Genomic DNA, 12,106 nt, shown 5'->3' on the forward strand with positions numbered 1-12,106 from the left:
GTCAGGCGAGTGCGTTCAGCACGGCATGGGTGATGGTGTCGGTCTTGTCCTTGCCCGGCACCGTGCCGATCCCGCTCTCGGTCGCGGCGGCAATGGCGCGCATGATGGCATCGGCGGCGGTCTTTTCGCCGAGGTGCTCCAGCATCATGGCGCCAGACCAGATTGCTGCGATCGGATTGGCGATGCCGAGATGGGCGATATCGGGCGCGGAGCCATGCACCGGCTCGAACATCGACGGCGCATTGCGGTCTGGGTTGAGATTGGCGGAGGCGGCGAAACCGAGGCCGCCCTGGATGGCAGCGCCAAGGTCGGTCAGGATATCGCCGAACAGGTTTGAGGCGACGATGACGTCGAGGCTTTCCGGCGCCATCACCATGCGCGCCGCCATGGCGTCGATATGGTAACTGGTCACGGTGACATCGGGATATTCCCTGGCGAGCCGGGCGGTGATCTCGTCCCAGAACACCATCGAATATTTCTGCGCATTCGACTTGGTGACGGAGGCGAGCTTGCCGCGGCGCGCGCGGGCCTGTTCGAAACCGAAGCGCAGGATGCGCTCGACGCCGGTCCTCGTGAAGATCGAGGTTTCGACGGCGACTTCATTCTGTGTGCCCTGATGCACGCGCCCGCCGGCGCCGGAATATTCGCCCTCGGTATTCTCGCGAATGCAGAGAATATCGAAGTCGCGGGCCTTCAGCGGCCCCTCGACGCCCGGCAGCAGCCGGTGCGGGCGGATATTGGCATATTGCTCGAAGGCCTTGCGGATCGGCAGAAGCAGGCCGTGCAGCGAAACGGAATCAGGCACCTCCGCCGGCCAGCCGACCGCGCCGAGCAGGATGGCATCGAAGCCGCGCAAGGTCTCGATGCCGTCAACCGGCATCATCGCGCCGGTTTCCTTGTAGTAGGCGCAGGACCATGGGAAGCTGGTCGGCTGAAGCCCGAAGCCAGCGGTTGCGGCCACCTTTTCCAGCACCTGCCATGCCGCTGAAATGACGTCCTTGCCGATGCCGTCACCGGGGATGAGAGCGATGCTGTAGGTCTTCATGGTCTTTCCTTAGATGTTGATCAGCACGGACTTGCTGCGGCGATTGGCGAGATAGGCGTCGCGGCCGAGATCCTTGCCGATGCCGGAGCTTTTGTAGCCGCCGGTTGGCAGGATATGGTCGCGTGAGCGCCCGTAGCGATTGACCCAGACAGTTCCCGCCTGAAGTTGACGCGTGACGCGGACGGCGCGGGAAAGATCGCGCGTGAACAGCCCCGCCGCAAGCCCATAGGTCGGATGATCGGCTAGGGCGAGCGCTTCATCTTCCGTTTCGAAGGTCTGTAGCGTCAATACTGGCCCGAAAATCTCCTCGGTGACCGCCGGCGATGCCTGGTCGACGCCGGCAAGCAACGTCGGGGCATAGAAATAACCCGGCCGGTCGAGCCGCGAGCCGCCGGTCAGGCATTCCGCGCCAGCGTCGATCGCGGCCTGAACGAGGCGGTCGATCCGCCCGATCTGGCGCTCCGAGATGATTGGCGAATATTGGCTGTTCTGGTCCCAGGTCGGGCCGGGCTTGATGTTGCGCATATGCGCGAGGATCGCTTCCGCCAGAGGCTCGGCGATCGAGCGCTCGGCAATCAGCCGCGAGCCCGCGACGCATGCTTGGCCGGCATTGGACAGAATGTTGCGGGCAATCGCGTCGGCGGCCAGATCGAGATCGGCGTCGGCGAAGACGACCTGCGGGCTCTTGCCGCCAAGCTCCAGCGTCATCGGCTTAACGCCGGTGCGGGCGATATTCTCCATGATCGCCGAGCCGGCGCCTGTGGAACCGGTGAAGCTGATCTTGCCGATGCCGGGATGGCCGGTGATCGCAGCGCCCGTCGTCGGGCCGTCGCCGAGAACGATGTTGATGAGGCCGGCGGGGATACCGGCGCGCACCGACAGTTCCGCCATATAGAGGGTCGAAAACGGTGTCATTTCGGACGGTTTCAGCACGATGGCGTTGCCGGCCGCAAGCGCCGGACCGATCTTCCAGCCGGCCATGGAAATCGGAAAGTTCCACGGTGTGATCGCGCCGACCACGCCATAGGGTTCGGTCATGATCATGCCGAGGCTGTTGGCGTCGGTCGGCACGAGGTCGCTGCCTTCCTTGTCGGCAAATTCGGCGAAGAAGCGGATCTGTTCGGCGGTGATCGCGATATCGCCAGCGATGAGGTGCGCGACCGGGCGGGTCGAGGATATGGCTTCCAGGCGCGCCAGCGTCACGGCCTCTGCTTCCATGAGGTCCGACCAGCGCACCAGGGCCTTGGTCCGCTCACGCGGGCGAAGATTGGCCCAGCCACTCGTCTTCAGCGCCCTGTTGGCCGCTTCGACAGCCTGATCGACGATATCCTTCCCCGCGATCGGGCAGTCTGCGAAAGCGGCGCCGTCCGACGGACGATGCATGGTCATTTCGCCGCTTGCCGCGATATAGCGGCCATCGATGAAATGTCCGCGTGGGAGGTCGAGCGAATCTGGGTCGAAACTGAGGGTCATGACTGGTCCTTACCGCCGGGTGCGGCTAGAGTATCGCCTGGCGGCTGGCAGTTTCGGTCGAGTGCTGGCGATGTCGCGACGGAATATCCCGTTTGCCGCCATTGTTTCAGCGCAAGATTCGGTGCGTCAGAGAACGGCGCGCAGGGCGGTCAGGAACGGCGCGACAAATCGGGAGGCGGGGCGGGCATCGTTGGTCGCCGCCAGCATCTGCATGGTGAGGCGCGGCTCGAAGGGGCGGGCCGTCAGACCGTCGAAACCGTGCCAGGCACCCAGACCATCAACGAGGGCGATGCCGAGCCCTTCGCGCACCAGGGGAACCGCGCCGACGGAGGAGGCGATCTGGATGGCGACGTCGCGCTGGCGACCGTAGCTGGCAAAGGCCTTGTCCATCGCCGCGCCGATCTCCGCATGACCGCCATAGGAAATCAACGGCAGGCCTTCCAGGTCGGCCGGTCCGACGCTTGCTTTCGATGCCAGCGGATCGTCCGTCCGCATGACGGCCATGATCGGTATTTCGCTGAGGATTTCGCTTCGAACGGTCGGCGCATCGATCAAGGACAAGGTCACCGCGAGATCGATGTCACCCAGAAGCAGCGCTTCGGCTATCTCGCGCTTGGGCAGGGCATGGAGATGCAGCTTGACCTCCGGATGCTGCCTGCGGAACCGCGACAATGCCTTGGGCAAGGCGGAGTAGGTGACGGGAAAACTGACGCCGAGTCTCAGCAAGCCGATCTTGCGCGCGCCGATATCCCTGGCCAGTGACTTCAGTGCTTCGATCTCGCGAAATACCCGGTCTGCATCGGCAAACAGCAGGTTCGCCTCCATGGTCGGCACCAGCCGCCCGCCGATCCTGTCGAATAGCGTATAGCCGAGCTGATCTTCCAGATGATGCAGGAACTTGCTGGCCGCGGGCTGTGATATGCCGAGGGAGTTGGCGGCGGCGGTCAGCGTCCCGTCGCGCATGATGGCCCGGAAGATTTCTAACTGGCGTGGGTTCATCGATCGACTTTCAAGTTATGGAAGTCATAACCAATTGCCTCAGGCTGTCAAACGCCATAGCGCTCCCGCATCTGGGCGAAGATGGCATGCATCTCATCGGCGACGTCCGCTTTTTCCGACGGCTGAGACGCAACCGCCTCGAAGATCCTGTGCTTGAGGAAAAACCGCCAACCAACTGGAACATTGGCAAGAAAATCCGTCAGTAGGGCGTAGCGTTCTTCCGTCCAAACCGTCTCGAAAGCGATCCGCTCGGCGGCATAGGTGACAGGATCGCTCCTGAGCGGACGGCTCTTCCTCAGCAGGGTCGTTGCCTCTTCGTCGACCGCGCCATCGCGCATCACGACGCCGTAATCCCGGCGCGCGCATTCCGGCGAAACCGCACCGCGGCGCACATCTGCGGCAACGCTTGCGGCCGGCCGTTCGAATGGATCGCCATAGCCGCCGGCTCCCGGCCCGATGACGCGGATCACGTCGCCCGGATGGCAATGCACGATGTCGGTGTTGCCGAGCGACACTTCGTCCGCGCGGCCGGGATTGCGCAGGAAGCGCGATATCGTGCCGGCATGGCCGCCGCTGAGCCCCCAGGAGGGCATGACGGAGCGATTGCGGTTGCGGGCGGTCACCACGGTTTCGGGCGCCGAGACCTGAAACTCCATCACCGCCGACAGGCCACCGCGATAGCGGCCGGGCCCGCCGGTATCCTTCTCCAATCCGTAGCGCAGGAAACGGATCGGTACTTCCGCCTCGCTGATTTCGATCGGCGTGTTGCGCAGGAAACCGGTGGCGCCGCCGGCACCATCGTTTCCGTCGCAGATCGGCGTTCCGCCGCCACCGCCGCCCACCGGGCCGATCGATGCCATGACGGGCCTTCCGTTCCGGGCACTGGTCTTCACGTTCATGATGGCGTTACCGCCGGGAGAGGCGACCGGCATCAGCGCGGGGATCGCTTTCGCAAAGGCGCCGACCGTGACGATCTGGGTCATGGCGCAGGTCAGCGAACGCATGCCGACGGCGGCGGGGCGCTGGCAATTGACGATGCTGCCTTCCGGCAGCACCGCCCGCGCCGGCCGGAGCGTTCCGGCGTTGAGCAGCAGGGAATTGTCGAGCGTGAACAGGACATAGGTAAGCCCCACCATGACCAGCGGATGGCGCTCGCGCCCTCCCGTGGGCATGTTCAGCGACGATCCCAGTTGCGGGTCGCTGCCGGTATAGTCGAGTTCGATCTCGTCATCGCGGATGCGCAGGGTCAGTGCAACACGGCAAGGCTTGCCGCCGACCGAATCCTCGTCGGCATAATCGGCGAAGAAATAGTCCCCGTCCGGGATGCGCCGGAGAATGGCGCGCGTCTGTTCCTCGGCATAATCGAGGATCTGGCCGACGCCATCGATGAAATCGTCAAGACCGAAGCGGGCGACGATATCCTTCAGCTTGCGCTCACCGATGTTGACGGAAGCGATCTGGGCGTTGAGGTCACCGATATTCTGATCCGGCAGGCGAACATTGGCGCGGATAGTGCGCAGCACGAAATCGTTGAGCACGCCGTTCTGGACGAGCTTGACCGGCGGAATGCGCAATCCTTCCTGCTCGATCTCGGTGAGCGAGCGCGACAGCGAGGCCGGCACGGCCCCGCCGACATCGGTATTGTGGATATGACCGACGACGAAGCAGGCGATCTCGCCGCCATGAAACACCGGCTTCCAGATATGGATATCGGGCGAATGGGTCGCGACGAAGCCGTCATAGGGGTCGTTGGTGATGCAGATGTCGCCGTCGGCATAATCGTCGAACATGGCGAGCAACGGGCCGTAGTCGATGCCGCTATACCAAGGGGCGCCGAACTGGCGCGGGCTTGCGAAGGCGAGCCCCTCGCGCGTCACCACCTGGCAGGAGAAATCCTCGGTTTCCTTGACGAAGGCGGAATGGGCCGTGCGCATCAGCGTGAACGCCATGGCATCGGCGGCGGCGGCACAGAAGTTGGCGAGAACTTTCAGATTTCTGCGATCGATCGCCATGTCAGGCCTCCGCGCGGGTGATGACGAGATTGCCGAACCGGTCGACATCGACGGCAAAGCCGGGCGGCACCACCGTCGTCGTGTCGTCCTGGGCGATGATCGCCGGCCCGCTTAAGTGATGTCCGGCGGCGAGGTCGTCGCGATGATAGATGGCGGTTGAAGTGGGCCGGCCATCGAACCATGCGTCGACCGACAGGCGGGGCCGGGCCGGTTCGGATGTGGGCGTGCGCTCGCCGAGATAGGGCTTCGGCGTCGCGCCCGATATGGTCAGGCGCAGATTGATCATCTGCACCGGCTGATCGGCCGAAGCATGGCCGAAAAGCCGTTCATGCTCGGCATGGAAGGCATTGGCGATCGCATCGGCATCGCTCTCTTCCAGCCACTCGCCCCGCAACGCGACATCGATTTCATAGGACTGGCCCTGATAGCGCATGTCGGCAAAGACCTGGACACGAGCCGGGCCGGAGAAGCCCTGTTTTTGCCGCAGCCAATGCTCGGCCTCGGCTTTCAGCTCCCGGTAGGGGGCTGCCGTGCCGGCCATCGCCTCCGGTGTCACGTCGCAATAGACGGTGCGGATGAAGTCGTTCTTCAGATCGGCGATGAGGCCGCCGAGTGCGGAAACGACGCCGGGGGTCGGCGGAACCACGACGCCCTTCATGTCCAGTTCGCGGGCGAGGAAGCAGGCGAGCATGGCGCCGGCGCCACCAAAGGCGAAGAGATGGAAATCACGCGGATCGATCCCGAAGCGGGAGATCAGGCCGCTGACCTCGGCATACATGCCCGAGACGGAGATATCGATGATGTCGCTCGCCGTCGCTTCGATCGTGCTGGCGAGCGCAGTGGCCAGCGGGGCGATCGCCGCGCGCGCGGCTGCCCGGTCGACCTCAACCGCGCCGTAACCGAGCGGCATGTGGCCGATCAGATTGCAGGCCGCGACCGCGTCGGTGACGGTTGCTCGCGTGCCGCCGCGGCCGTAGCAGGCAGGTCCGGGCGTCGAGCCGGCGCTTTCCGGTCCCACCTGAAGCATGCCGAAGCCATCCACCCAGGCGACGGAGCCGCCGCCCTGTCCGACGGAGCTGACCGAGACGGAGGGAATGTGGATCTGGAAGTCTCCGATCAGCTCGCCGACGCCATATTGCGGCAAGCCGTCGATGATGACGGCGACATCGGCGCTGGTGCCGCCGATGTCGAGGCTGAGGATGCGGTCGAAACCGCTTGCCTTGGCGAGATAGCCGGCGCCGATGACACCGGAGGCGGTCCCCGACAGGATCATCTGCACGCAGTCGGCCCTTGCCTGGTCGATGCCCATCACGCCGCCATTGCTCTTGGTGATGAGGAGGGGGCAGGCCAGCCCTTCCTGCCGGAGCACCGTCTCGAAACGGTCGAGATAGCGGGAAACGCGCGGCTGCACGTAACCGCTGATGACCGCCGTAATGGTGCGCTCGTACTCCCGGATGATCGGCCAGGTCTGCGCGGAGGAGAAGACCGGCAGACCGGGCGCGAGCCTCTCGATCGCCGCCTTGGCCGCAAGCTCGTTGGCGGGATTGCGATAGGCGTTGAGGAAGGCGATGACGATGCCCTTGCAACCGGCCGCCTGTGCCGCGCGCAGTGCCGTTTTGATATCTTCGTCGCGGGGCGCTGCGAGGATGTCGCCGGTCGCCAGCGTTCGCTCGTCGATCCCGAAGACGCGATCGCGTGCGATCAGCGGCTCGGGACGGACCGAATAGAGATTGTGTATCTGCGGTATCTTCAGGCGCGCGATCTGCAGCACGTCCTCGAAATTGCGCGTGGTGAACAAGGCAAGGTCATGGCCGTTGCGCTGGATGACCGTATTGACGCCGACCGTCGTGCCATGGGTGAAATAATCGACTTCGGCGGGATCGAGGCCGTCCCGCGCCTTCAGTGTCGAAAGGCCCGCCGTTATTTCCGCTCCCGGCTCATCGGGACGGGAGAAGACCTTGAGAGTGGTGATGCGCCCGTCCGTTTCGTCAAACACCGCGAAATCGGTGAAAGAGCCGCCGACGTCCACGCCGATGCGATAGCCCATGTGCTGTTCCCTCGTGCTGTTGCCGCAGAGAATGGCAAGGTCTCATCGCCGCTGCCAGCAACAAGACGAGGGCCGTCCATAACCTGCGGTTATGGACGCTCATCGGGCTTGCGGATGCTCATATAATATTCCGGATGCGGGACCGGCGTGTAACCGGCCTTGGCGTAGACGCCATGGGCATCCCGAGTCGCCAGCATCCAGGAACTGATCGTCTTCAGCTCGGGATGGCTGCGGATCGCCTGCGCGAGAAAGGTCGCGAGCCCTTGGCCACGGTGTGCGGGCAGCGTGAAGACATCGCGCAGATAGGCGAAGACGGCAAGATCGGTGACGATGCGTGCGAAGGTGGCAAGCTCGCCGTTCCGCGCATAGATCGCGACCGGCAGCGAGCCGGCCAGCGCCCGCTCGAAAAGGGCGCGGTCAAGACCACGCGCCCAGTAGGAATCGTCCGCCAGATAGGCGTGAATCCGGTCGATATCGAGCCGGGCACGATCCGTGCTCAGTGTGTAGCCCTTATGCTCGGCCTCGAAGATCGGCAGGCTCGCAAGATCGGTCATCCGGTGACGGTAACATAGATCTTGCGGACGGTCTCGATCGTTCGCCAGACGCCCTTGAAGCCCGGCTTCATGACGAAACTGTCGCCGGCACGATAGGTGACCGGCTGCCCGCCGTCCTCGGTCAGTTCGATGACACCCTGGAGGATATGGCAGAATTCGAAGGTCTCGCCCTTGATCGAGCGGGTCTCGCCCGGTGTCGCCTCCCAGACGCCCGTATTGACCGTTCCGTCACGGGCATTGTCCTGCGCCCAGGTCTTGAAGGACGGGTCCCCGGAGATCAGCCGCTCGGGCAGGGCCTTGGACTGCTTCGGTTCGAATGTCGGGTTCGGGTCGATGGTTTTCAGCAGCGACATGGAGTTCCTTTCTGGATGTTGATCAGTAGCCGCGTCCGCGGTCGACGAGACCGACCGGGTCGAGCCCGGCCTCATGGCGGCGAATATTGGCGATGACGGTGTGAGCGGCGGTTTCCGGCTGGGTAACGCTGGCAATATGCGGCGTCAGAATGATGCCTGGATGGTGCCAAAGCGGATGGTCCGATGGCAGCGGTTCCGGGTCCGTGACGTCGAGCACCGCGCCGCTCAGATGGCCGCTGTCGAGCGCTTCGATCAGGGCTTCCGTATCGAGTTGCTGACCGCGGCCGGCATGGACCAGCCCAGCCCCTTGCGGCAGCATCCTGAAGAGATCGGCATTCAGGATGCCGCGGGTCTCAGCTGTTAGGGGCAGGAGGCAAACGAGAATATCGGTGCCCGCCAGAAACGCCGGCAATTGCTCCTCGCCGTGGTAGCAGGCAACGCCATCGAGCTGGCGCGGCGAACGGCTCCATCCGCGCAGCGGAAAGCCGAAGGGGCGCAGCCGTTCGAGGACGGCAAGGCCGAGATTGCCGAGGCCAAGGACGCCGACCTGTCGATCTGGCGCCTGGTGGATCGGCCGCGAGGCCCATTTGCCGGCTCTCTGCTGTTGCAGATATCCAGTGAGGTCGCGATGCAGCGCAAGCACGCCGAGCGTCACATATTCCTGCATCATCCGGGTAATGCCGTCCTCGACCATGCGAACCAGCTTGACCTTCTGAGGCAAGGCGGCGAGCGAGAACTGGTCGACGCCCGCGCCGATCGAGAACAGGATTTCGAGATTGCGATAGCGGTCGATGTCGGCGGGCGCCGTCCAGGTGATGAGATATTTGACCTGCGCAGGGTCGATCTCGGCGGGATTGGTGACGAAGGGGAGAGCGGGCAGTTCGCGCGCAAAGGCGGCGGCGAAGATCTTCGCCCGCTCCGCATCGGAATTGAACAAAAAGGCCATGGCGTTCCCTTGTACTTGCTTTAACTATCCTGCCGATCGGCCCCGGCAGGATACATCGAACGAAGGTCGATCGACCGCATATCGAACTGTTTTTGTTACACTGGGCAATGCCGGCGCGGCGCTACCGGGCCAGACGGGCTCCGAGCGCTTCGATCATCGCGACGCAGGCCGAGAGTTCGTCCGCCAGGATGAATTCATTGGCCTTGTGCGCCCGCCCAATATCGCCGGGGCCGCAGATGATAGCCTCCATCCCCGCCGCCTGGTAAAGCCCGGCTTCGGTGCCGTAGCTGACGGCGGCAAGCGGCGTCTTGCCCGTCAGCTCTTCCATCAGCAAGGCAAGCGGCGCATTGGCGGCAAGGGACAGGGCCGGATAGCTGCCCGTCATCTCCCAATGCGTCGACAAGCCCTTGTCCCGAAGAACGTCCAGCCGGCCTTCGATATCCGCAAGCAGGCTGCGCGGATCGACACCGGCGATTGCCCGAGCCTCGACTTCGATGGCGCAGCGTTCGGGAATGACATTGACGGCCTGTCCGCCCTGAATGGTGCCGACCTGCAGGGAAGAGTAGGGCGGCTCGAAATTTGCGTCGAACGGTCCCGCCGTGAGCCGTTCGGCGGCGGCGACCGCATGGGCGAGAATATCCGCCATGGCGTGAATGGCATTGAGGCCGAGATCGGGTCGCGACGAGTGGCCGGCGCGGCCGCCAAGCTCGATCCTTGCCGCCGCTTTTCCCTTATGGGCGCGGATGGCGCGCAGTTCGCTCGGCTCGCCGATGATGCATCCGGCGGGCGTCGCGCAAAGATCGGGAATTCTGGCGATCAGGTGCGGCACGCCGCGGCATCCGGCCTCTTCGTCATAGGAAAAGGCGAGATGCAGCGGCCGCGCAAGGGGACGCCGGGCAATGGTAGGCAGCACCGCCAGCACGCAGGCCAGAAAGCCCTTCATGTCGCTCGTGCCGCGCCCGACGAGCTTTGGCCCTTCGCGCCGCAGGCGGAAAGGATCACTGTCCCATCCCGGCTCGTTTGCCGCTACCACGTCCATATGGCCGGAGAGCAGGTATCCGGGGCGATCCGCCGGCCCGATAGTGGCAAAAAGGTTGGAGCGATCCCCCTCGGGACCGGCAAGAATATGGACGCTGGCCCCGGCGCGCTCCAGATAATCGGCAATCCAGCCGACGATTTCGCCGTTCGCGGAACCGACCACGGAAGGAAAGCCGACCAGCGTTTCCAGGATCTCTTCTGCGTTCATCCCGCTCATCACAGCATCCCCGGTTTTCCAAGGTCGGTTCCGTCGATCATGCGTTCATAGCGGAATGGCTTCGGATCGACGCAAGGCTTGTCGCCGCGAATGAGATCGGCGGCGAGCATGCCGCCAGCCGGGCCGATCCCGAAACCGTGACCGCTATAACCGGCGGAAATGAACAGGCCGGGCCGCGAAGCAACCGAAGAGATCACCGGTATCGCGTCCGGCGTGGAATCCACCATGCCGCCCCAGCTCTGCGCCGCGCGAATGCCGGCTAGCACGGGATAGGTCGCGACCAGCCGGTCCAGGCCGCGTTTCACCAGATGCGCATCCGGCTCCGGATCGAGCGTGCGGATACGCTCGAAGGGAGAAATGCTGTCCGCCTTCCAGCGCGTCAGCGCCTCCGGCCCTTCGAAGAACTGACGGCCAAGCGCGAAAGTCAGGCCCTTTCGCCGGATCTGGAACGTGCGCCAGAATTCGCGGGCCTGCAGCAAGCCGTAAGGCGTGATCTGCAATTGGCCGAGGCCGCTGAGGCCGACGGTATAGCCGCCATCCAGACGCCGGCGCATCGTGACGTCCTGCATGGCGATGCCGCCCTCGGTCACCGCCGGTGCGGCGGTGGTGTAGAAGGAGGTGGATTTGACACAGGCCTGCAGGAAGCGCAGACCGTGATGACGCAGGAACATGCCGCTCCAGGCACCGCCGGCGACGAGGACGGCCGAGGCGCGGATCCTGCCTTTTTCCGTGACGACGCCGCTGATACGCCCAGCCTCCACATCCAGCTCACGGGCGGCGCAGTTCTGCAAGAGGACGACGCCGAGCCGCTGCGCGGCCCGAGCCAGGGCCGGCACGGCAAGTTCGGGCTCGGCACGCCCATCCGTCGGAGAATAGACGCCGCCGCCCCACTGACGGCTGTTGCCCTTCAGCATCGAACTGCATTCGGCTGAGGTCAGCATGCGGGTATCGACGCCGAAATCCCTCGCGATCCGTCCCCAGCGCTCCCAGGTGTCGAGATCCGCCTTGCGGGTGGTCGCATAGATAAGGCCGGTGCGGCGAAAACCGGTTTCCTCGCCAAGCTCCGCATTGAGATTTTCCCACCGGCGCACGGCAAGTTGCGCCAGCGGCAGCTCGCGCGGATCGCGGTTTTGCTGGCGGCACCAGCCCCAATTGCGGCTCGATTGTTCGCCGGCTATCGTTCCTTTTTCGACGATAACGACGGAACTGCCGCGCCGGGCAAGTTCGTAAGCCGCCGCGACACCGGCCATGCCGCCACCGAGGACAACGACATCGGCTGATTTCGGAAAGTCCGGATTGCTGGCCACGCGGCCGACGGGAGGAGACATCGATCAATCTCTGGAGCGAATGGAGGAAATCACGTCCCTGACATGCGACGCTTATCGTCAGAATAAAGCCATGCCTGCCGTCCGCTTGCCGAAA

Annotated in this window: 10 protein-coding genes; all 10 read right to left on the reverse strand. The window is 64.2% G+C overall.

The annotated features are described in order from the left end of the window. Position 1 precedes the first annotated feature (1 nt). The 10 genes from FHX11_RS10910 to FHX11_RS10955 all read right to left on the reverse strand — a co-directional run bounded on the left by FHX11_RS10910 (position 2) and on the right by FHX11_RS10955 (position 12,012). On the reverse strand, positions 2-1,045 hold the full coding sequence (locus tag FHX11_RS10910; RefSeq protein ID WP_184357642.1) for a tartrate dehydrogenase: 1,044 nt from the start codon (positions 1,043-1,045) through the stop codon (positions 2-4). A gap of 9 nt (positions 1,046-1,054) precedes the next feature. Continuing rightward, entirely contained in the window at positions 1,055-2,518 is a 1,464-nt protein-coding gene (locus tag FHX11_RS10915; RefSeq protein ID WP_184357643.1) for an aldehyde dehydrogenase family protein, read from the reverse strand. A 126-nt stretch (positions 2,519-2,644) separates the two neighbouring features. After that, the gene (locus FHX11_RS10920) at positions 2,645-3,517 is read right to left on the reverse strand and encodes a LysR substrate-binding domain-containing protein (protein WP_184357644.1); all 873 of its coding nucleotides are present in this window, start codon (positions 3,515-3,517) and stop codon (positions 2,645-2,647) included. A gap of 47 nt (positions 3,518-3,564) precedes the next feature. Further along, the gene (locus FHX11_RS10925; protein WP_184357645.1) at positions 3,565-5,529 is read right to left on the reverse strand and encodes a hydantoinase B/oxoprolinase family protein; all 1,965 of its coding nucleotides are present in this window, start codon (positions 5,527-5,529) and stop codon (positions 3,565-3,567) included. A 1-nt stretch (position 5,530) separates the two neighbouring features. Then, positions 5,531-7,576, reverse strand: coding sequence for a hydantoinase/oxoprolinase family protein (locus FHX11_RS10930; RefSeq protein ID WP_184357646.1), 2,046 nt, complete (start codon positions 7,574-7,576; stop codon positions 5,531-5,533). 89 nt (positions 7,577-7,665) lie between these two features. Further along, entirely contained in the window at positions 7,666-8,130 is a 465-nt protein-coding gene (locus tag FHX11_RS10935) for a GNAT family N-acetyltransferase (protein WP_184357647.1), read from the reverse strand. Then, positions 8,127-8,483 (reverse strand): cupin domain-containing protein, encoded by a 357-nt coding sequence (locus FHX11_RS10940; protein ID WP_184357648.1) that lies wholly within the window; start codon positions 8,481-8,483, stop codon positions 8,127-8,129. The genes FHX11_RS10935 and FHX11_RS10940 overlap by 4 nt, the downstream gene beginning before the upstream one ends. A gap of 22 nt (positions 8,484-8,505) precedes the next feature. After that, a complete protein-coding gene (locus FHX11_RS10945) occupies positions 8,506-9,429 on the reverse strand; it encodes a glyoxylate/hydroxypyruvate reductase A (RefSeq protein ID WP_184357649.1) in 924 nt (307 codons plus the stop codon). 121 nt (positions 9,430-9,550) lie between these two features. Further along, positions 9,551-10,675, reverse strand: a complete 1,125-nt coding sequence (gene argE, locus FHX11_RS10950; protein ID WP_184358194.1) for an acetylornithine deacetylase — start codon at positions 10,673-10,675, stop codon at positions 9,551-9,553. An 8-nt stretch (positions 10,676-10,683) separates the two neighbouring features. Further along, the gene (locus tag FHX11_RS10955) at positions 10,684-12,012 is read right to left on the reverse strand and encodes an FAD-binding oxidoreductase (RefSeq protein ID WP_184357650.1); all 1,329 of its coding nucleotides are present in this window, start codon (positions 12,010-12,012) and stop codon (positions 10,684-10,686) included. Positions 12,013-12,106: the final 94 nt, after the last annotated feature.

It is taken from the genome of Rhizobium sp. BK602 (assembly GCF_014195095.1).
Classification (GTDB): Bacteria; Pseudomonadota; Alphaproteobacteria; order Rhizobiales; family Rhizobiaceae; genus Rhizobium.

Bases quoted from the DNA above. Each gene is read 5' to 3' on its own strand.
- FHX11_RS10955 (WP_184357650.1), bottom strand. From the start codon at position 12,012: ATGTCTCCTCCCGTCGGCCGCGTGGCCAGCAATCCGGACTTTCCGAAA.
- argE (WP_184358194.1), bottom strand. From the start codon at position 10,675: ATGAACGCAGAAGAGATCCTGGAAACGCTGGTCGGCTTTCCTTCCGTG.
- FHX11_RS10940 (WP_184357648.1), bottom strand. From the start codon at position 8,483: ATGTCGCTGCTGAAAACCATCGACCCGAACCCGACATTCGAACCGAAG.
- FHX11_RS10925 (WP_184357645.1), bottom strand. From the start codon at position 5,529: ATGGCGATCGATCGCAGAAATCTGAAAGTTCTCGCCAACTTCTGTGCC.
- FHX11_RS10915 (WP_184357643.1), bottom strand. From the start codon at position 2,518: ATGACCCTCAGTTTCGACCCAGATTCGCTCGACCTCCCACGCGGACAT.
- FHX11_RS10930 (WP_184357646.1), bottom strand. From the start codon at position 7,576: ATGGGCTATCGCATCGGCGTGGACGTCGGCGGCTCTTTCACCGATTTC.
- FHX11_RS10945 (WP_184357649.1), bottom strand. From the start codon at position 9,429: ATGGCCTTTTTGTTCAATTCCGATGCGGAGCGGGCGAAGATCTTCGCC.
- FHX11_RS10920 (WP_184357644.1), bottom strand. From the start codon at position 3,517: ATGAACCCACGCCAGTTAGAAATCTTCCGGGCCATCATGCGCGACGGG.
- FHX11_RS10910 (WP_184357642.1), bottom strand. From the start codon at position 1,045: ATGAAGACCTACAGCATCGCTCTCATCCCCGGTGACGGCATCGGCAAG.
- FHX11_RS10935 (WP_184357647.1), bottom strand. From the start codon at position 8,130: ATGACCGATCTTGCGAGCCTGCCGATCTTCGAGGCCGAGCATAAGGGC.